Origin of the sequence: Marinobacter sp. ES-1, assembly GCF_000475255.1 — a bacterium.
Classification (GTDB): domain Bacteria; phylum Pseudomonadota; class Gammaproteobacteria; order Pseudomonadales; family Oleiphilaceae; genus Marinobacter; species Marinobacter vinifirmus.
Genome location: NZ_AXBV01000096.1, coordinates 111,491 through 131,768, shown reverse-complemented (window position 1 = coordinate 131,768; position 20,278 = coordinate 111,491). Strand labels below are relative to the sequence as shown.

Below are 20,278 nucleotides of genomic sequence, written 5' to 3'. Positions count from 1 at the left end.
AGCCTTCCTGATCCGGTGGTTGTTCAGCGTACATCCAGGTTGAATGGTACGGTCACCTGGCCCTGATCATCCACGGCCGCCTGCCGGGACGGCTCCAGGGTGAACAGCTGGTCAGAGGGCACACCATGGGTGTCCTGCAGCAGGCGGCGCACCGCCACCCCCCGGTCTGTGGCCAGTTTGCCCAGTGTCTCCGGTGGCAGCGACAGCTCACCATTGCGATAAGCCTGCTGCGCCTGCTCCCAGGCTTCACCGGTTACCGGTTCACCCCGGGCTTCACGCTCGGCTTTGAGCAGGGCCAGGCCATCGGCTTCGGCGGCTACGGCGCCACGGATATTCAACAGCAGGTCCGGCCGGTCATTGAGGGCGCCTGCCAGGGCAGACAGCTTTTCCGCCTCGCCGCTGGCCAGCTGCACACTGCCCGGCACAAAGCTTACCTGCCCCAGTTCTTCGCTGCTGAAACCGGCCAGGTCCGCCAGGGAGCCGAGCATGCTGAACGGCGAGGCCGCCGCTTTCACCAAGAGGTTCACAAAGGCCCGCATGACAATCTGGCCCACGCTGAATTGCGGGTCCGACAGGTCACCCTCGATGGGCAGGTCCACTTCAATCACGCCCTGGCGATCGGTCAGCAGGGCGAGCCCCAGCTTTACCGGGGCGTTGACCGCCTCCTCACTGGCCACCGCCTGGCCCAGTTCCATTCGGTCCAGCACCACCTGGTTCGAAGCTTTCAGCCGGGTTCCGGTGAATTCGTAGTCCAGGTCCAGTTTCAGTTTGCCGCTGTCCACGCCGTAACCCAGAAAGCGGCCGAAGTAGGGGGACAGCACCGGCAGGGCCAGGTCGTCCATATTCAGTTGCAGCTCGCTGGGGTCTTCCGTACCCAGGGCGCCCAGGGTGCCTTTGAAGGTGACCGGCGCCACGCCCGCCAGCCGGCCCTGCAAATTCACCGAACCCTGCTGGGGTGGCACGTTGCTGATGCCGGTTACGCTGCCGCTCAGGGTATCAAAGGTGGTGTTAAACACCGGCTCCATGGTGCGGTCGGTATAGGCTACGGAGCCTTCCTCCACCAGCAGCTCGCCAATGCGGAAGATAAAGTCTGGCTCGCCGGATTGTTCGGCTGCGCTGTCGTCTTGCGCCGCGCCGGCTTGTTCCGTGCCGGCATCGGCGCCGGTTTTGACAATGCGCTCCACGTTATGGGCACCGCCGGTATCCCGCACCAGGTTAAAGGCTGGCTGTACCAGGGTTACCGTGCCGATTTCCAGCCGGGCCGGATTAACGTTGAATTCCACCGGCGCCAGTCGCAGCAACTGCCAGGACACCAGTTGCCCGTCCTGGTCCGCCAGCCGCAGGTCCAGGTCGGCAATTTGCGCGGTGCCACTGAAGGTGCCGGTCATGGGATCATCCTGGCTGTCCAGGTCGAGGTTACCGTCAAAGCCCAGACGGCCATCGTTTACCGCCAGGTTGGCGCCCAGCTGCAGATAGGGTTCTACCGCCGCCAGTGCGATGTCTGTGCCGGCCAGGGCCCCTTCAAAATTGAACGGTGCGGGTGTCACCTGGCCGTCTGCCCGCAGGCTGCCACCGCTGGCCAGTCCCGCCGACAGGCTGTAGGGCACAGGCTCATCCATCTGCTGGGACAGCCCGCCCAGAGTGACCGCCAGGTCAGTCAGGGCCAGTTCCGCCGGGGTTTCCGGAACCCGGTCACGCCACCGGACGCCACCTTCGGTCAGTTCCACACCCTCAACAGACCAGCGGAAAGCCGGAGCGGAGCTTGCGGGTTCTTCCCCGGCGGCCTCCGCCGCTTGCTCACCGGCCGGCAGCGAGGTTACCCAGTCGACCATACCTTCGGCATCACGGCTGGCGGCCACGAACGGTGCCTCGATGGTCACCATGCCCACAGAAGCTTCCCGGGCGGTGAGGTCAAAGCCAACGTCATTCACGGTCAGGGCCCGGGTTGTGAGCGCCGGCTCTTCGTCACCTTCGTTCAGGGCCAGGGCCAGGTCACGGATCGACAGCTTGCCACCGGAGGTAATCAGTTCAAACTGGTCACCACCGGCCAGCTGGTAGCGGGATTCCACGGTGACGGCGCCATCCTGCAGTTGCCAGGGCAAATAGGGGGCCAGGAAGTGGGCCAGGGTGTCGTGGCGAACATCGGCAATACGCAACCGGCCTTCGGAATACAGCGGCGTTACGCTCAGGTCGCCCTGCCAGTCGATGTGCTGGTCCCCGATGGCGGCGGTGACGGAGTACTGGCTGTCAGACTCTTCCCTCTGCCAGGTGGCCAGGTCGTTCAGGGCAAGATCCAGCGGTTCGATGAGGAATTCGGCCGCTTCCGGCTGGGAGAAATCCCGGAACAGCAGCTGGCCACCTTCAATGGCGATCTGCCGGAAAAACAGCCTGGGTGGTTCCGACGGCTCCTGAACCGGCTCAGGTTCGCTGGCAGGCGGGTTGGCGTTTTGCCAGTCCCGGGCGTAGTTCACCGAGTAGTCTTCCAGCAGATCCAGGCGGATATCCGGTTCGGTCAGGCGGATTTCCTCGAAGCCGATAATGCCCCGCACCAGCTGGAGGAAACTCACATCCACCCGCAGTTTTTCAAAGGCCGTGACCGGTTCGTCTGCCCGGTCACGGGCGGCAAAGCCTTCGGCTTCCATGCTCAGGGCAAACGGATTAACCTGAATGCTTTCCACCTGCGCCTGCCAGCCCATACGCTGTTCCAGCTGTTCGGGCAGGGCTTTTTCCAGCCACCAGGGCAGCAACAGGAACCCCGCCAGTGCGTACAACCCCACCAATACCGCCAGCACGATGACACTATTTCGCGCCAGATGACGTTCTGCCTTTTGCTCGGCCACAGACCACTCCCTCTGAAACAGCACTGAAATTCCGGATACTCCTTCCAGCATACCGCCGGGCGCCAGTCTTTGTCAGCCAGACCTGACAGCCGGCACTGAACCCGATATCCTCGCAAGACGTAACACTCCCTGTGCAACCCAACGGAGAGAGCAGTATGGACATCGGCGATATGCGTCGGGATTTTGAAAGTGAAGGGCTGGATCGCGAACACCTGAACGACGACCCGGTTTTGCAGTTCCAGGCCTGGTTTGAAGATGCCCGCACCGCCGGCATTCTTGAGCCCAACGCCATGTCGCTGGCCACCGCCGGTACCGACCAGATGCCGGACCTGCGCACCGTGCTGCTGAAATACTTCGATAACCGGGGCTTTGTGTTCTACACCAATTACGGTAGCCGCAAGGCGCTGGAACTGGAGCAGAACCCCAAGGCAGCGCTGCTGTTTCCCTGGATCGGCCTGAACCGTCAGGTACGTGTTCAGGGGCCGGTGGAAAAGGTCAGCAAGTCGGAATCCCTGAAATACTTCGCCTCCCGGCCCCGGGGCAGCCAGATTGGCGCCTGGGTATCGGAGCAGAGCAAGGCGATTACTTCCCGGGGCCTGCTGGAACAGAAAGTGGCGGAGATGAAACGCAAGTTCAGCTCCGGCGAAATTCCCCTGCCCAGTTTCTGGGGCGGTTACCGGGTGGTTCCGGAGCGGATTGAATTCTGGCAGGGGCGGCCAAGCCGGCTGCACGATCGCTTCGAATACGTGAGAGAGGGTGATGGCTGGACCATCCAACGCCTGCAGCCCTGACCGGCCCCATATCTGGCTGTGCCACCAGATCCAGCGGGACCTGCCCGCACCGCCGGAGTGGATGACCCGTTTTGAGGCCGACACCATGGCCCGGCTGGAAGGCGCCCGCAGGCGGGAATTCATGGCCAGCCGCTGGCTGATCCGCCAGGGCATTGCTTCCGCCAGCAATACGGCCCCTGAAGACTGCGTTCCTGTTGATGGTCGCCCCGTAGCAACGCTTACTCCCCCGCACTGGTGCCTCAGCCTCAGCCACAGCCGGGAACTCGCCGCCGTGGCCACCGCCCGCCGGCCACTGGGTATCGACATTGAACCGGGCCAGCGCAAGCCCGACTGGACCGGTGTGGCCAGGCGCTGGTTTTCACCGGTGGAACAGGAGTGGCTGTTCCGGGCGGATGACCCGTTCAGCTTCCTGCAGGTCTGGACCCTCAAGGAAGCCTGGCTGAAAGCCACCGGACGGGGCATTGCCGGCAATCTGCAAACCCTGGAAGTACGCAAGAACTTCGAACTCTACGGCGACCAGCCTGATGGCCTCTGGCAGGCCAGCTGCTTTTCTGCCGAAGGCTTTGTGATTACCCTGGTGCACCAGGCGGCCACCGACGGCAACCACACCCTGTGGCCGGATATCACCCTGCTGGAGCCGCCGGCGGACGACTTTGCACTCACCCCGGCTCGGCCAACAGACACCAGCTGGGAACCCCTGTTCCAGCGGGTTATCCGCGCAAAAACCTGACCCGGAGGCCCCCAATGAGCAAGATCCGCGAACGCTGCCCTTGGTGCGGAACCGACCCGCTCTATGTGCATTACCACGACACCGTCTGGGGTCGCCCGGAATATGATGACCAGGCGCTGTTCGAAAAGCTGTGCCTGGACGGCCAGCAGGCCGGCCTGAGCTGGATCACCATTTTACGCAAACAGGAAAGCTACCGCGCCGCCTTCGCCGGCTTTGATCCGGAACAGATCGTACGCTTCACCGAGCAGGACCAGGCCCGGCTGCTGGAGAACCCCGGTATTATCCGCAACCGCCTGAAAGTGCAGTCCATTATCCGCAATGCCCGCAGCTACCTGGCGCTGAAGGAGCAAGGCATCGGCTTTGCCGATTTTCTCTGGCAGTTCGTGGAGCACCAACCCCGGCAAAACCACTGGCAAACCATCGAACAGGTACCGGCCACCACCGCAGAATCCGAGGCCATGTCCCGGGCCCTGAAAAAAGCCGGTTTCAACTTTGTCGGCCCAACCATCGTGTACGCCTTTATGCAGGCTACCGGTATGGTGAACGATCACCTGGTCACCTGCCCGGCCCACCGGGAATGTCTCGAACTGGCCAGATGATCCCGACGGGCATGGCAAGCGTAAATCTCCCTGTATCGCAATTCAGGGAGCTATACCGTGCGAATAATTCTCAATGAACTGAAACCGAGGCAGCGGTCGTGATCGCCGTTGCCCGCCTTGCCATTCTGGCCGGCATTGCCGGCCTGGTACCTGAAATTGCGACTGCTGCTGACGGTGGTGGTATTGCTCTGCCAACTGACGGTCGGCGCCTGGTTCTGGCTGTTGCACGGCGGCTGAAGGGAAAGAAAACGGGGGAAGGAAAGGTGATCGGCCACGCCCGGCCACAATAACTCGCCAGAGGCGAGACGGCCGACCGGGCGCCCGATCAGGAGGCAAGACGTCCTCCATCACCCGCAAGCGAAGCGACCGGTTCCGCTTGCGGGCAATTCTTCAGGCGGTGGTTGCCGCCACAATGGCATATTCGTGGTTGTGGGGCTCGATGAGCGCCCCGTGCAGGGCCACAATCGCCTGGTTGTAATGGTCTTCGTCAATCACGAACTGGATGTCCACCTGGCGCATGCACTGGTGAATGGCCAGCACGCTGATCTCCTTGTCTGCCAGCGCCTTCACAGAGCGGGCCAGAATGCCGGGCACCTTCATGTCGCTGCCACAGGCTGACACCAGGGCCACCTTGCGGGTGCTGACTTCGGCATTCGGAAACTCTTCTTCCAGCGCCTTGACCACTCGCTTCACATGCTTGAGCGTCGTGCCCACATAGTGAGTGATGGTGTTGGCGTTGGTGTCCTTCGACATGAAGCGCACCTTGAAGCGGGTCAGCACGTCCAGGATCTTGCGATCCGAGCCGGGCTCGCCCTGCATGTCCTGGTCGAACACTTCGATGGCAAACACACCCTTGGCGCCGGCAATGATTTCCACCTGCGGTTTCTCGCTGATGTAATCACCGGTAATCAGGGTGCCGGTATGCTCCGGCTCGAAGGTGTTCATCACCCGCAGCGGAATCTCGTTCTGGCGCAAGCCCTTACCGGCCCGGGGGTGGATGGCTTCCATACCCAGGTTGGCCAGCTGGTCCGCCACGTCGTAGTTGGTACGACCCAGGGGAACTACCTTGTCTTCACCCACCACTTTCGGGTCGGCGGAGCTCAGGTGATATTCCTTGTGGATGATGGCTTCGCGGGCGTTGGTCATCACAGCCACCCGGCTGAACGTCATCTCGCTGTAGCCACGATCGAAGGTGCGCATCAGACCTTCCTTGCACTGGGCGTAGCCGGTCACAATCGGCAGCTCGCGGCTCAGGTCGATGCTGTCGAACGCCTGCTTCAGCTTTTCGTCCAGCGGCAGCAGCTCGGCATCACGCCAACCGGTCAGGTCGACAAAGCGGGCATTAATGCCCTCCTGCTGCAGCTTCAGGGTGGTGTTGAACGCACTGTGCGCTTCGCCGATACCCGCCAGCATTTCCCGGACAGTCAGCAGGTGCTCTTCAAGCTGGAACTGGCCGTAGGAACACAGGCGCTGCAGGTCGATCAGGCAGCCGCGAACACCTTCAATACGGTCAGTGATGAACTGGTCCGCCTGCTGCTTGAGCATCGGGTCTCTGAACAGCTCGCCGTTGATGTCGGTCAGCAACTGGATCAGCTTGGTGAGGTCGTCACCCCAGGCCCAGTCCGATTCGGCATCAGCAAACAGGGCGTAAACGCCCGGCTCGCCGGTTTTCTTGTGTTCCAGCAGTTCGTTGGTTACGCCGCCATAGGCTGAAACCACGAAAATCCGCTGGTAGAGGTCGCTCTTCTTGCGCTTGCCAATAATGATATTGTCGCGCACGGCCTCGTAATTACTCATTGATGTACCGCCGATTTTCTCGACGGTGTGCTGTGCCGTAGTCATATCCTTGCCTTCGTAATCTGCGTTTTGGAAAGGTGGGGGAAACGGGCGTCTTACGACGCCTCGTTCACACCTTCCTGCATGATCTCGTCAACAGACTCGCCCAGCAGTTTCGCGCCCAGACGCAGGTCATCTTCGCTGGTGGTCAGCGGCATCAGGCACTTGATCACTTCATCGTTCGGGCCACTGGTCTCGATGATCAGGCCCTTCTCGAAGCAGCGCTTGGTGATCGGACCGGTCACGTCTGCATGCTTGGCTTCGATACCACGCATCAGGCCACGGCCTTTCATCGAGAACTCACCCGGGTACTTGTCGCAGATCGCCTGCAGGGCATCGCCCAGCACCTTGGTCTTGGCCTTCACTTCGTTGGCGAAGGCATCGTCTTTCCAGTAGGTTTCTACCGCAGCGCGGGCCGTTACGAACGCCATGTTGTTACCACGGAAAGTACCGTTGTGCTCACCGGATTCCCATACGTCCAGCTCCGGCTTGAACAGCACCAGCGCCATCGGCAGGCCATAGCCACTCAGGGACTTGGATACCGTCACGATGTCCGGCTTGATGCCAGCGAATTCAAAGCTGAAGAACTCGCCGGTCCGGCCGTTACCCGCCTGGATGTCATCCACAATCAGCAGGATGTCGTGCTTCTTGCACAGCTCGGACAAGCCTTTCAGCCATTCAGCGCGGGCCGCATTCAGACCGCCTTCACCCTGAACGGCCTCAACGATAGCCGCCGCCGGCTTTTCAACACCGGAGGAGCTGTCAGACAGCACCTTGTCCATGATGTCCAGGGTGTCTACGTCTTCACCCAGGTAGCCGTCGTAGAACATGAAGTCCACGTGGCCCAGGGGTACGCCTACACCACCACGGTGATGCTCGTTACCGGTGGCGGCAACGGCACCGGCCGTTACGCCGTGGAAACCGTTAGTGAAAGAAATGATGTTGGTACGGCCTTTCACCTTCCGGGCCAGCTTCATGGCCGCTTCCACACAGTTGGTACCGGTGGGGCCGGTGAACTGCATCTTGTAGTTCAGGCCACGGGGATCAAGGATGTACTTCTTGTACGATTCCATGAAGTCGTGCTTGGCGGTGGTGAACAGGTCCAGGCCCTGGCTCACACCATCTGCCTCGATGTACTCGAGCAGTGCTTTCTTCAGGACATCGTTGTTGTGGCCGTAGTTCAGGGAACCGGCACCGGCCAGGAAGTCCAGGTACTGTTTGCCGTCTTCGGTGTACAGGTGCGCGTTCTTGGCACGGTTGAAAATCACCGGAAAGGCACGGGAATAAACACGAACTTCGGATTCAGTAGACTTAAAAATTTCCATTGTCTTGCCTCTTAGCATGTCAGGTTCGAGGTAAATGCGCGGTGGCCTGCTGGTAAAACGTGTCGGTCGCAACAGGCCCGCCGTGCGTTGATGTCAGCCATCTGGCAGGCCCACCCCGGGTGGCCTGCCGGCTGTTCAGATTCGCAGTCAGCGATTCACATGTTGTGAATCAGGGCTCTCAGACAGGCTTCGTGAAAGGCCCGATGCGCAGCAGGAACTCAGAATCGTGCTTGCCGCCAAAGTGGGTCTCTTTCTCGAAGTGCTCGTGATAGGTGAGCTCGGCTCCCAGATCACGGGCAAATGAGCGGAACAGCGCCCAGGAAGCCTCGTTGTCTTCGGTAATCGTGGTTTCCAGGTGCGTGACGTTCTTGCACGCGTCCCGGCCTACGATTTCCTTAAGCATCCGCTTGGCGAGGCCCTGGCCACGACCTTTCTCGTGTACCGCCACCTGCCAGACAAACACGGTCTCGGGCTGTTGGGGAGGGATGTATCCGGAGATAAAGCCGACCAGATCGCCGTCCTTCTCCGCCGCCACGCCGGTCTCGGCAAAGTGGCTGCACTGCAACAGGTTGCAGTAAATCGAGTTGGGGTCCAGCGGCGGACATTCCGCAACCAGCTGGTGGAGCCTGAAGCCATCATCCTTGGTGGGTTTGCGCAAGGTGATGGCGGTGGTATTCGATCCTTCTGATGTCATAACGTGATCAATTCGCTTCGAAAGTTAGAGTTGAATTATATAGACCACAAAATATATTTCAAGTCGACCCTCTCTGGCTACCGCCCTCCCTGACACTGCAAGGCACCAATAGCTTCTTGGCCAAACTCTTTTAACCTCATGTTTTTTATGGATTACTTTGACAATTTACCGTAACCCCCCGAATGAGTAGCTACCCAAGGCTAAAGAGCCGAAACCAAATTGTTTAGGCCTCCAAACATCAGCGCCGTTAACCGGCAATGCGGTTAACCTGTTCGATGAACGACGGCGTCAGCACGTCCACCACCGGGCGATCCCCTTCCGCGCCCGCCACCGCAGGCGCATTCTGCTCGGTCATGACAATCACCGGCTGATCAGACCACTGCAGCAACTGCAGTTCGCCATCGGTTGTTTCCACCAGAGCCGAGCAGTGCTCAACCCAGTCACCGTCATTGCAGTATAGACCGTCCTCGCCACGCAAGAAGCCGGCAGAGTGAATATGTCCGCAAATAAAACCATCGAAATCGCCCTTCTCCGCGGCCGTCAGCGCTGCCAGTTCAAACCGGCGAATAAAGGTTCTGGCCTTACCTATGCGGCTTTTGATCCAGGCCGCCAGCGACCAGTAGGGCTTGCCCTGCAAACGGCGCAGGGCGTTGAACCAGCGGTTCAACCGCAGCAGCAGGCCGTGGGCATGGTCACCCACCAGCAACATCAGGGGGCTGCATCGCACCACCTGGTCGAACTGGTCACCGTGGCATACCAGAAAGCGGCGGCCATCCGCGGTGGTATGCACGGCCTTGTAGAGAAGCTCCACACCGGAGAGGGTCTGGCCACAGAAGCGGCGGAAGAATTCATCGTGGTTACCGGGCACATAGACAACGCGGGTGCCGGTGGCGGCCAGCTCCAACAGTTTGTGAACAACCTGCCGATGGCTTTCCGGAAAGTGGGCCCGACGCTGCATGGCAATCAGGTCGACGATGTCGCCTACCAGGTACAGGGTGTCGCACCGGATGGTATTGAGGAAATCCAGCAGTTGTCCGGCCTGGCAATCCGCTGTGCCAAGATGGACATCCGAGATGAAGACGCTGCGATAATTGCCCATGGTGCCTCCTGCATTGTCAGGCCAGCCGTCAGAGTGCAGGAAAAACTCTGACAAGGCCGGGTGACACGCAGGTGACAACCACGAGACAGTTAGATGAAGACAGGCGCGGAGCCGCTGCAGCCCCGCACCGTCAGAACCCGCTCAGCGCAGATCCGGATTGAGGGTGTAGGTACCGGTTACCCGGGCACTGGCCAGCACATGCCCGGCCATGGCCTGGCGCACGTCGTTGCCGTCAAATTCGCCATCCAGGCCCAGCGTTTCCACATCCAGCGCATGCACTTCGTAGTGGTAATGGTGGATGATCTCATCGTTCCAGGGCGGGCAAGGGCCGTCGTAACCGGCGTAGGTGCCGGCCATGTCCGGATTGCCGGCCAGGAACTGGGTGTAGTTATTCACACCGCGCACCCCGATCGGGCCGGGGCCGTGATCCTTGCCCTTGGGGCTGACGCCGTCACTGTCCTCACCTTCCGGGATGCGAGCAACGCTGGCCGGGATGTCCACCAGCAGCCAGTGGAAGAAGTCTACCCGGGGCAGGTCGGCCGCTACGGTCTTGCCTTCCTGGTTCACATCGTCGGCCACGCCGGGCACATCCGGGTCAAACATCACTACCACAAAGCTTTTGGTGCCCTCCGGCGCGCCTTCCCACACCAGTTCCGGGTTCCGGTTGGGGCCAAAACTCATGTGGTCCTGTTCACTGAATACACCAAACGCGAACTTTTCGGGAATCGGCTGGCCGTCCGCAATGCCTTTGACTTCCAGTTTCACAGTGGTTCTCCTGTTAGCAGGGTTATGGTCCAAGCCTCTGTGGGCGTTTACCCTAAAGTGCCGCATGGCATCGGATTAATCAATCGCGACCAGGCCCAACGAGGCAGCAAAAAGCCACTTTCGTTGAATTGTCATGCCGGAACTACGACGTTAGTATTAGCCGCCTCCAGTCAGGGACTGGACAAAGTCAGTGAGGACAGCCAAGCGTTTTTCGCCGAAAGAGCGCTTGGCTCTCTTCACTTCAAGGCGATCGTTATGGAAAACCTGCACCACATCGTAGTTGTCGGCGGTGGCGCCGGCGGCCTGGAACTGGTCACCCGGCTGGGCAACAAACTGGGCAAGAAACACAAAGCCCGCATTTCCCTGGTCGATGCCGGCCTGACCCACGTCTGGAAACCCCTGCTGCACGAGGTCGCGTCCGGTTCCCTCGACGCCAGCGCCAACGAAATCAACTACCGCGCCCACGCCCGCAAGCACCATTACGAATTCCAGCTTGGCCGGATGAGCGGGCTCGACCGCTCAGCCAAGGAAATCGTCATTGCGGCCTTCCACGATGACGAAGGCAATGAAGTGGTGCCCGAACGCCGCATCCGGTACGACACCCTGGTGATTGCGGTAGGCAGCACTGCGAACGATTTCGGCACTCCGGGTGCCCAGGAACACTGTCTTTTCCTGGACAGCCTGCGCCAGGCACGGCGGTTCCATAACCTGATGCTCAATGCCTTCCTGCGCAAGAATCATGAAGCCCTGCAGGGCAAGCCCCACAGCCTCAACATCAGCATCATCGGGGCGGGCGCCACGGGTGTGGAACTGGCCGCGGAGCTGCGGCTGGCCTCCCGGGAACTGCCGGTATACGGCATGAACCACCTGAAGTCGTCAGACGTTTCCATCAGTGTGATCGAAGCGGCCGACCGCATTCTGCCGGCGCTGCCTGGCCGGCTGTCTGCCGCCGCAACCCGGGAACTGCAGCGCCAGAAAGTGCAGGTATTGACCGGCCAGCCGGTCAGCGAAGTACGGGAGAACAGCCTGGTGATGAAAGACGGCACCGAACTGCCGTCCGAGATGACCATCTGGGCCGCCGGCATCAAGGCCCCGGGCTTTCTGGCTGATCTGGACGGGCTGGAGGCCAACCGCGGCAACCAGCTGATGGTAGAACAAACCCTGAAAACCACCCGGGACGACCACATCTTCGCCTTCGGTGATTGCGCCGCCTGCCCGCAACCGGATTCTGACCGGCCGGTGCCTCCACGGGCCCAGGCCGCCCACCAGCAGGCAGATACCCTGTTCGAAACCCTGTGTAACCGGCTTGAAGGCAAGGAAGCGGTAGCCTTTGTCTACAACGACCACGGCTCACTGATCAACTTCAGCAAATACACCACCGTTGGCAACCTGATGGGCAACCTGTCTGGCCGCAGCATGTACATTGAAGGCAAGGTGGCCAGGCTGTTTTACGTGTCCCTGTACCGGATGCACCAGGTCGCGCTGCACGGGTTTGTGCGTACGGGCATTATCTGGCTCATGGACAAGATCAGCCGGGCCATGCACCCGAGATTGAAGCTGCACTGAGGGAAACTGCCGGACTGGAGCGGGCGATGGGAATCGAACCCACGTCACCAGGTTGGGAACCTGAAGCTCTACCATTGAGCTACGCCCGCCGGCATAATGTCTGTTCAAGCAATATAAGCCCGCAGCTATGGCCGGGCAAGCCCCTTTAGTTGGAGTCTGATGGATCCCACCTTCACCCTGATTGGCGCCCTGATGCTGGTTTTCAGCATCGTGCTCAGCCCCCTTTCCAGCCGCGTTGGCATGCCTGTGCTACTGGTCTTCCTTGCCGTGGGCATGATGATGGGCGAAGACGGGCCCGGCGGCATCGAGTTTGACAATTTCGAGCTGGCCTTCCTGATCGCCAATCTGGCCCTGGGTGTGATTCTGCTGGATGGCGGTATGCGCACCCGGGTGGACACCTTCCGGGTGGGGCTGCGGCCGGCACTGGTGCTGGCCACCGTCGGTGTAGCCCTGACCGCGGGCGGTGCCGCCATCGTCGCCTGGTGGGTGTTCGACCTGCACTGGCTGATGGCGCTGCTGATCGGCGCGATCATTTCCTCTACAGACGCCGCCGCGGTATTTTCCCTACTGCAGGGCCGGGGCCTGCACCTGAACGAACGGGTCAGTGCCACGCTGGAGATCGAATCGGGCAGTAACGACCCGATGGCCATTTTCCTCACCCTGATGCTGGTTACCCTGATCAGCGAGCACCAGGACGGCGCCCTGGCGTCCGGCTTGCTGATGCTGGTTCAGCAGTTCGGGATTGGCGCACCCGCCGGGATTCTGGGTGGCTTTGCCATTGTCGCACTCACCAACCGGATGCGCCTGACGCCCGCCCTTTATCCCCTGTTGGTCGGCGCCGCCGGCATTGCCGTGTTCTCTGCCACCAATGCCATCGGTGGCAGCGGCTTTCTTGCCATTTATCTGAGCGGTGTGGTGGTCGGTAACCGCCACGTACGCATGATGCCCATGATCCTGCAGGTACACGATGGCCTGGCCTGGCTGGCCCAGTTGTGCCTGTTCCTGATGCTCGGGCTGCTGGTCAACCCGTCGGACCTGGTGCCACTGGCCGGAGCCGGCCTGATCCTGGCCTTTACACTGATCTTCGTGATTCGCCCGGCAACGGTACTGTTGACACTCTGGCCGTTCGGTTTCAACCGCCGTGAGCTGGGTTTTATCAGTTGGGTGGGCCTGCGGGGCGCGGTCCCGATTGTGCTGGCCCTGTTCCCGATTATCGCCGGCCTGCCCGACGCCCAGCTGGTGTTCCACGCCGCGTTCTTCATCGTGCTGGTATCGCTGGTGGTGCAGGGCACAACCATGGCCCCCCTGGCCCGCATGCTGAAACTGGAAGTGCCGGCCGGCGAAGACCCCTATCGCCGCTTGCCTCTGGACGCACCGGCGGCGGGCGATCATGAGCTGATGCTGTTCCCGCTCCGGGGCCAGAACTGGGAATCGCCGAAAATGCTCGGGCAGTTGCGGCTGCCGGACAATACCGCGGTTGCCGGGGTGTTCCGGGATCGCCAGTGCCTGCAGCCCACCACAGACCTTGAGGTGTCGACCGGCGACGTCGTTGCCATGTTTGCCACACCGGCGGTGTTGCCAGAGCTTGGCAAGGCCCTGAGTGGACGGCAGGCACCGAAACACCTGGCCGAGCGCGCCTTCTTTGGTGATTTCGTGCTCAACGGCGATGCCTTGCTGGGCGATGTGGAGCAGGTTTACGGCATAGAGTTCGACGGATTGTCACCGGACCTTTCGCTTGCCGAGTGCTTCGCCAAGCGCACCAAGGGTCACCCGGTGGTGGGCGACAAGGTCACCCTGGGCCCGGTTACCCTGGTAGCCCGGGCCACCAATGCCGACCAGGTCACCAAGGTGGGTCTGAAGATGGATGCCTCACAAAATGGCTGAGCAGGCACACCGGCACCAAAAAATGTAACAAAACCCCTTATCAATCCGCCGGCTGGCTGTGTTATAAACTCCATGAACAAAGTTTAACCATTGGACTCCCATCGCCGGCACCATGATTTTTCGAGCCTTTCTGATCGTTTTTGCAACACTGCTGACACCCTTTGCCGGGGCTACCGAGCCGCTAGCCCGGGCTAACACCCGGATGACGCCGGCTGTGGCAGAGCCGGAGCTGGCAGACCACTTTGAAATCACCCAGGTGATTGTGCACAAAGGCGAGCGCCGCCTGCACCTGCTCAGTGGCGACCGGAGGGTTCGCAGTTACCGGATTTCCCTGGGCGATAACCCGGTTGGCCACAAGCTTTACGAAGGCGATTCACGCACCCCCGAAGGCGACTACACCCTTGACTGGCGCAACCCGAAGAGCGATTTCTACAAATCCATCCACATCTCCTACCCCAGCCCGAAAGACCGGGAACTGGCGCAGGCCTGGGGCCTGGACCCGGGTGGCAGCATCATGATTCACGGCCTGCCCAACGATGCCGGCGACATGGCCTTCGCCTATGCCGGGCTGGACTGGACCGAAGGCTGCATAGCTGTCACCAATGAAGAGATGGACGAGATCTGGGCCATGGTCAACGACGGCACCCCCATCCGGATCATGCCCTGATGCCCGGGCGTTTATGACAGCGCGATTAAGTTGTTGTCATAAGCTAAGAATTTTTACCTATCCTCAGTTAACATTTTCCTTCAGAGTGTTTTACACTGTTTAACGACTCCGGTAGTCACTGCCTATCGGGCATAGTTGACAGGAAGTCGTCTATACTGACTTCTGGATCACAGGAAATAAAACGACCAATAAGGGGATTTACCATGCGTAAACTGACGATCGCTGGGTTTGCACTGGCCACTGCTCTGACTGCAGGTTGTGCCACCACTGACCAGGCTGCTATCGACGAAGCCAATGCAACTGCAAGCTCCGCTGAGCAGACTGCTAACAACGCCCTGAACACTGCTAACAGCGCTGCCAGCTCCGCTCGCACTGCCCAGCAGACTGCTGAAGAAGCCCTGGCTGCTGCCCGCGCTGCTCAGAAGTCCGCTGACGAAGCGAACGAGCGCGCCAAGCGCATGCTGGAGCGTGCCAGCCAGAAGTAAGGCTGACGCTTAGCAAAAAGGCCGGTTCAACCGGCCTTTTTTGTGTGTATTTGAAAACCGGACCGTTACTGGCCTGGCTGGTCCGGCCCTTTGTGGCCCGCCTGGTTTTCCATAAAGTTCCGGATCATATCCATGGGCAGCGGGAACACGATGGTGGATGAGTTGTTGTTGCTCATATCCGCCAGCGTTTGCAGGTAACGCAGCTGCATGGCACCGGAATTGGCCGACATCACCTCGGCAGCCTCAACCAGTTTCTTCGACGCCTGCAACTCACCCTCGGCATGGATCACCTTGGCCCGGCGCTCCCGCTCGGCCTCCGCCTGCCGGGCGATGGCGCGAATCATGGATTCATTCAGGTCGACATGCTTGATTTCCACGTTGGCCACCTTGATGCCCCATTCCTCAGTCTGGGCATCGATGATCTCCTGGATGTCCGCGTTCAGCTTGTCCCGCTCCGACAGCATCTCGTCCAGGTCATGCTTGCCCAGCACCGAGCGCAGGGTGGTCTGGGCCAGCTGGCTGGTCGCCGCGCCATAATCTTCCACCCGGATGATAGACTTTTCCGGGTCCACTACCCGGAAGTACAGCACCGCGTTAACCCGCACCGTCACGTTGTCCTTGGAGATAACATCCTGGCTGGGTACGTCCAGGGTAATCACCCGCAGGTCTACCCGGACGATTTGCTGGATGCCGGGAATCACGATGATCAGCCCCGGCCCCTTCACACCCTGAAAGCGGCCCAGAAAGAACACCACGCCCCGCTCGTATTCAGGCAGGATCTTGATGGCTGACCCCAGGATCAGCAGCAGCACCACGGTGGGTGCAAGATAGGGGATGAAGTCACCCAGGTTCATACGGCCTCCTTGTATTGCCGATTATTGTCCTAGTGTCCCGATTCCGGTGCGGGCTCAACCCGAAGGGTCAGCCCGTCAATGCCGGTTACCTTGACACCCATACCTTCCGTTATCGCCGTGGCACAGCGGGCGTTCCAGCGCTCTCCACTGACCCGGACATGGCCAGCGAACTGGTCATGGTCCGGCCTGAAGTCATCCAGCGCCAGGCCATGCTCATGGACAATCTGCTCACTGCCGCTGACCGGGTGCCGGCGCCGCAGGCCGATAAAGCGGGTGACCGTCCACAACATAAAGCCACCCGCCACCACCGCCGTTCCGCCAATGGTCGGCAGGGAAATCTGCCGGTGGCTGCCATCCATCAGGATCACCGAACCGGTCACAAAGGCGACAATGCCGCCGATACCCAGTATTCCGAAACTGGGCACAAAGGCTTCGCCCACGATGAACGCCAACCCCAACAGAATCAAGGCAAGGCCGGCGTAATTCACCGACAACACCTGAAACGCAAACAACGCGAGTATCAGACAGATGGCACCGATCACCCCGGGGAACACGGCACCGGGATTCGACAGTTCGAAGATGATGCCGTAAAAGCCGATGATCATCAGGAAGTAGGCCACGTTGGGGTCGGTGATCACCGACAGCAGCCGGGTGCGCCAGCCGGGCTCTGCCCGCACCAGGTCCAACCCAGCGGTTTCAAGGGTGCGCGGGCCAGAGGCCATTTGCACAGTGCGACCATCAATGGCGGACAACAGGGCCGCCAGGTTCGGAGCCACTACATCGATTACGTTAAGCTCCAGCGCTTCGCTGGCACCCAGGTTGACTGCCTCGCGCACGGCCTCCTCGGCCCAGTCAGCATTGCGGCCATGGCGCCCGGCCAGGCCGCGGATGTAGCTCACCGCATCCTCCAGCACCTTGCGCTCCATGGCCGTCTCGCCACGGCGCTTTTCCGGTTCGGCGCGGGTGTCTTCGGGTTCGCCGGCAGCGTCTTCAGGCGTGTTGTCTGCGGGAGAAGGGGAAGGCGATTCCGGAGAACCGGGCAGGCCACCCATCTGTACCGGTGTGGCAGAACCCAGGTTGGTGGCCGGGGCCATGGCCGCGATATGGCTGCCGTAGAGGATATAGGTACCGGCACTCGCTGCGCGGGCGCCCTGGGGCGAAACGTAGGTGGCAACGGGCACGTCGGAGGCAAGGATAGCCTTGATGATCTCGCGCATGGAGTCCATCAGGCCACCCGGGGTGTCCAGCTCCAGTATCACCAGCCCGGCATTCTCCTGCCCTGCCCGGCGAATACCCCGGGTTACGTAGTCCATGGTAGCGGGGCCAATGGTGCCTTCCACGGTCAGCACCAGGGCGGTTCCGCGGCGTTCCTGCTGGGCCAGTGCCTGCCATGACAGGCTAGCCAGTAACAGCAAGGCTCCGGCCAGGAACACCAGCCCCCAGCATGTTGCCCTGCGATAGCTGGGTCGACTCTGAAATGGCGGTGCGTGCATCGTGCCCTCCGGTCGGGATGGTCAGGACGCGTGTTGGCCCCGACCGTTGATCCGGGCCGCGCCGTCAGAAGTACAGCGTCTGGCCAGGTTCGGTTTTTGGTTGTTGTGGCGGTTCGCCGCCCTCATCAGCGGCCATTTGCGTGAGTTTTTCACCAATCATGGTGGGAATACCGTCGGCCTGGTCTACGGCAATTTCAATGGATTGGCGCCGCACCTGCACATCCGGGTGTTGCTGTACAAAGCCTTCGACCTTCGCGAAAACTTCCTGCCAGAGCTTGTCGCGATCCTCGGCCGTGTAATCCTCGCGGGGCCGGTGCACTTCCAGCCAGACCTCGCCGCCGGACAGGCCCAGCTTGACCGGCTCGCGGATCACCCGCACCGGCGTGCCTTTTTCCACCTGGTAGACAAAGCGCGAGATATCCTCGTTATACATCCGGAAACAACCATGGCTGACGGCCATGCCGACACCAAACTGCTTGTTGGTGCCATGGATCAGATAGCCCTTCTCACTGAGCAGCAAGGCATGGCTGCCTAGCGGATTGCCCGGGCCCGGGGGGATCATCCGGGGCAGGAAATCACCAGAAGCTTCATACTCGGCCCGGATACTGGCCGGTGGATACCAGGCCGGCGATTCCAGCGACATGGTCACCTCGGCGTTGGTCAGCGGCGACGGGTTTTCCTCGGTGCCCACGCCCACGGGGTATACCTGAACACCGTCTTCGGCGAAGTAGTATAGCCGGTACTCGGCCAGGTTGATCACAATCCCCTTGCGCGGCACATCCGGCAGCACGTACATACGGGGCAGGGTGATGACGGTACCATCACCGGGCAGCCAGGGGTCCACGCCGGGATTGGCTTTCACCAGCTCCAGGTAGCCCAGTGCCAGCTCGTTACCAATGCCGGCAAAGGTGTCTTCATAGGCGGTGGTGAATACCTGCAGCTCCCCGGCCAGATCACCGTTCAGGGCAAAGGTCGGCACCCGTGGCGAGCGGTCGGCCGCCTGGTCGGTGGCTGCTTGCTCCCCAGGCCCGGATTCCGGCGCATGCTGGCCACTGGCCTGCACGCCAGAGCTGGCAAGTAGCAGTACCAGCAGCCACGTGAAAGGGTTGTTCAACTGCATCATCTTTATTTCCTGTTCAACATCCTGCCACACCAGAAGACCGGCCAGGGCGTCAGGAGTTCATCAAGGTTGTCCAAATGGTAACGATCGCCAGCACCACAAACAGGATGCTGGCGCTGATCCGCGCCGTGGCCAGGGGCAGGCGCTCCATCAACCACCGGCCGGCCAGAATAACCGGTACGTTAGCGATCAGCATACCTACGGTGGTTCCGATAATAACCCAGAATGTCTCGGTATACCTTGCCGCCAGCACCACCGTGGCCACCTGGGTCTTGTCGCCGATTTCGGCCAGGAAGAACATAATCGTGGTCGCCATAAAGGCGCCCATGCCCAGGAATTTCGAATCTTCGCTGTCGTCTTTATCCGGCACCAGCAACCACAAGGCAATGGCAATAAAGCTTATGGCCAGGATCCACGGCAACCAGGCGGCGGGAATCTGTGCCGCCACCCAGGCACCAATCCAGGCAGACAGCGCATGGTTAAGCACCGTGGCAATCAGGATGCCCAGGATAATCGGTGTGCGGGTCGCATAGCGGGCCACCAGGAACAACGACAGCAGCTGGGTTTTGTCACCAATCTCGGCAATGGTTACGGCAAGGGTCGATGCGAGGAAAGCATCCATTCAGACAGGCCTCTGGGCGGAGCAAAATTGACATGAAGCAGCCCACCTTCCGCCCATTGGAGGTGATCTGCCCCAGGTCTTGCCAATTCCAGCGATTACTCGTGGAACACGGTGGCCATGGAGATTGGGCTCCAAGTATGTTGACCACCGTCCGACCGGAAACAAACCGGTGCGGAGGCTACTCCCCCGAAGGAGGCAATATGGTAGTCATTTCAGGCGCCGATAACAACCGCCGACTCAACTGCGCATCTTCCAGACCGGGATGGCGGCGACAAAGCCGGTTGCCAGCCAGCGCCAGCGGTCACCGTATCGAGCCTTCAGGCCCTCGACCGAATTATCCGCCAAGGGTTACTTCTGCTTTTCAGCGTTTTCCATGATCTTGTGGAACACCTTCAGGGTGCACTCGAGATCCTTGTCGGAAATCCCTTCAAGCATCTCCTCCCGAAGGTCGGAGGCTCTCTGTGTCAGCTCTTCCATAAAGTCCACACCCGCCTTGGTCAGGTGCAGGCGACGGGCCCGGCGGTCGTTCGGGCAAGGGCGGCGCTCAATCAGGTTCTGCTGTTCCAGGCTGTCGAGCAGGCGCACCAGGGTCGGGTTCTCGATGGCCATGAGGCTCGCCAGTTCGCGCTGGGTCAGGCCTTCGCCGCCTTCCTGCAGGTAGAACATGGTGCTCCAGCGGGCCTGGGTAACACCGAGGTCTTTCAGGCGTTCATCAAGCATTTTACGCCAGCGGCGGGTAACCCGGGCAACGGCAAAGGGGAACTGTTCTCTCATGACAATCTACTCCTGAGGCTGATCTGCTCCGGGGCAAACCACGCCCGGGCAAGAACTGACGAAAACTTACTATTGCTGAATATTCACCAATAGTATGCTAATCGTTGATTTAAATACAGATACCGAAGTGAAAA

The 20,278-nt window shown here is 60.6% G+C and carries 19 protein-coding genes and 1 tRNA gene; 8 read left to right on the top strand and 12 right to left on the bottom strand.

The annotated features are described in order from the left end of the window. Positions 1-23: 23 nt before the first annotated feature. Complete coding sequence (locus tag Q668_RS15315; RefSeq protein WP_036220271.1) at positions 24-2,840, bottom strand: DUF748 domain-containing protein; 2,817 nt, start codon at positions 2,838-2,840, stop codon at positions 24-26. A 155-nt stretch (positions 2,841-2,995) separates the two neighbouring features. Here Q668_RS15315 and pdxH point away from each other — a divergent pair, with 155 nt between their 5' ends. The 4 genes from pdxH (at position 2,996) to Q668_RS17330 (ending at position 5,250) form a co-directional block, all read left to right on the top strand. Then, a complete protein-coding gene (pdxH, locus tag Q668_RS15310; protein WP_022990509.1) occupies positions 2,996-3,631 on the top strand; it encodes a pyridoxamine 5'-phosphate oxidase in 636 nt (211 codons plus the stop codon). Continuing rightward, positions 3,600-4,361 carry a 4'-phosphopantetheinyl transferase family protein gene (locus tag Q668_RS15305; protein WP_036220230.1) on the top strand — a complete coding sequence of 254 codons (762 nt, stop codon included), beginning with the start codon at positions 3,600-3,602 and terminating at the stop codon, positions 4,359-4,361. Before pdxH ends, Q668_RS15305 begins: the two co-directional genes overlap by 32 nt. A gap of 14 nt (positions 4,362-4,375) precedes the next feature. After that, positions 4,376-4,960, top strand: a complete 585-nt coding sequence (locus Q668_RS15300; RefSeq protein ID WP_022990507.1) for a DNA-3-methyladenine glycosylase I — start codon at positions 4,376-4,378, stop codon at positions 4,958-4,960. Positions 4,961-5,058: 98 nt separating this feature from the next. Next, positions 5,059-5,250, top strand: coding sequence for a hypothetical protein (locus Q668_RS17330; RefSeq protein WP_022990506.1), 192 nt, complete (start codon positions 5,059-5,061; stop codon positions 5,248-5,250). 100 nt (positions 5,251-5,350) lie between these two features. Here Q668_RS17330 and Q668_RS15290 read toward each other — a convergent pair whose 3' ends face one another. The 5 genes from Q668_RS15290 to Q668_RS15270 all read right to left on the bottom strand — a co-directional run bounded on the left by Q668_RS15290 (position 5,351) and on the right by Q668_RS15270 (position 10,679). Then, positions 5,351-6,802: an aspartate kinase gene (locus Q668_RS15290; RefSeq protein WP_022990505.1), complete on the bottom strand. Its 1,452-nt coding sequence runs from the start codon at positions 6,800-6,802 to the stop codon at positions 5,351-5,353. 50 nt (positions 6,803-6,852) lie between these two features. Further along, positions 6,853-8,121: a diaminobutyrate--2-oxoglutarate transaminase gene (ectB, locus tag Q668_RS15285; protein WP_022990504.1), complete on the bottom strand. Its 1,269-nt coding sequence runs from the start codon at positions 8,119-8,121 to the stop codon at positions 6,853-6,855. A gap of 178 nt (positions 8,122-8,299) precedes the next feature. Next, positions 8,300-8,815 (bottom strand): diaminobutyrate acetyltransferase, encoded by a 516-nt coding sequence (gene ectA, locus Q668_RS15280; protein WP_022990503.1) that lies wholly within the window; start codon positions 8,813-8,815, stop codon positions 8,300-8,302. A 247-nt stretch (positions 8,816-9,062) separates the two neighbouring features. After that, complete coding sequence (locus tag Q668_RS15275; RefSeq protein WP_022990502.1) at positions 9,063-9,914, bottom strand: UDP-2,3-diacylglucosamine diphosphatase; 852 nt, start codon at positions 9,912-9,914, stop codon at positions 9,063-9,065. 141 nt (positions 9,915-10,055) lie between these two features. After that, positions 10,056-10,679 carry a YbhB/YbcL family Raf kinase inhibitor-like protein gene (locus Q668_RS15270; protein ID WP_022990501.1) on the bottom strand — a complete coding sequence of 208 codons (624 nt, stop codon included), beginning with the start codon at positions 10,677-10,679 and terminating at the stop codon, positions 10,056-10,058. A 255-nt stretch (positions 10,680-10,934) separates the two neighbouring features. On the opposite strand from Q668_RS15270, the gene Q668_RS15265 reads away from it, so the two are divergent. Then, positions 10,935-12,245: an NAD(P)/FAD-dependent oxidoreductase gene (locus Q668_RS15265; protein WP_022990500.1), complete on the top strand. Its 1,311-nt coding sequence runs from the start codon at positions 10,935-10,937 to the stop codon at positions 12,243-12,245. Between the two features lie 15 nt (positions 12,246-12,260). On the opposite strand, the gene Q668_RS15260 is transcribed toward Q668_RS15265, so the two are convergent. Then, a tRNA-Gly gene (locus Q668_RS15260) sits at positions 12,261-12,334 on the bottom strand. Between the two features lie 70 nt (positions 12,335-12,404). Between Q668_RS15260 and Q668_RS15255 the strand changes: the two genes are divergently transcribed. From Q668_RS15255 to Q668_RS15245, 3 genes are all read left to right on the top strand, one after another. Further along, the gene (locus Q668_RS15255) at positions 12,405-14,129 is read left to right on the top strand and encodes a potassium/proton antiporter (protein ID WP_022990499.1); all 1,725 of its coding nucleotides are present in this window, start codon (positions 12,405-12,407) and stop codon (positions 14,127-14,129) included. Between the two features lie 112 nt (positions 14,130-14,241). After that, positions 14,242-14,796, top strand: coding sequence for a L,D-transpeptidase family protein (locus Q668_RS15250; RefSeq protein WP_022990498.1), 555 nt, complete (start codon positions 14,242-14,244; stop codon positions 14,794-14,796). Positions 14,797-14,999: 203 nt separating this feature from the next. Then, positions 15,000-15,281, top strand: coding sequence for an Lpp/OprI family alanine-zipper lipoprotein (locus Q668_RS15245; RefSeq protein ID WP_022990497.1), 282 nt, complete (start codon positions 15,000-15,002; stop codon positions 15,279-15,281). 65 nt (positions 15,282-15,346) lie between these two features. Here Q668_RS15245 and Q668_RS15240 read toward each other — a convergent pair whose 3' ends face one another. From Q668_RS15240 to Q668_RS15220, 5 genes are all read right to left on the bottom strand, one after another. After that, complete coding sequence (locus Q668_RS15240; protein WP_022990496.1) at positions 15,347-16,135, bottom strand: slipin family protein; 789 nt, start codon at positions 16,133-16,135, stop codon at positions 15,347-15,349. A 29-nt stretch (positions 16,136-16,164) separates the two neighbouring features. Beyond that, a complete protein-coding gene (locus Q668_RS15235) occupies positions 16,165-17,628 on the bottom strand; it encodes an NfeD family protein (RefSeq protein ID WP_036220226.1) in 1,464 nt (487 codons plus the stop codon). Positions 17,629-17,692: 64 nt separating this feature from the next. Next, complete coding sequence (locus Q668_RS15230; RefSeq protein WP_036220269.1) at positions 17,693-18,748, bottom strand: L,D-transpeptidase family protein; 1,056 nt, start codon at positions 18,746-18,748, stop codon at positions 17,693-17,695. Positions 18,749-18,800: 52 nt separating this feature from the next. Continuing rightward, positions 18,801-19,370, bottom strand: coding sequence for a TMEM165/GDT1 family protein (locus tag Q668_RS15225; protein WP_022990493.1), 570 nt, complete (start codon positions 19,368-19,370; stop codon positions 18,801-18,803). 348 nt (positions 19,371-19,718) lie between these two features. Beyond that, on the bottom strand, positions 19,719-20,144 hold the full coding sequence (locus tag Q668_RS15220; RefSeq protein ID WP_022990491.1) for a MarR family transcriptional regulator: 426 nt from the start codon (positions 20,142-20,144) through the stop codon (positions 19,719-19,721). Positions 20,145-20,278: the final 134 nt, after the last annotated feature.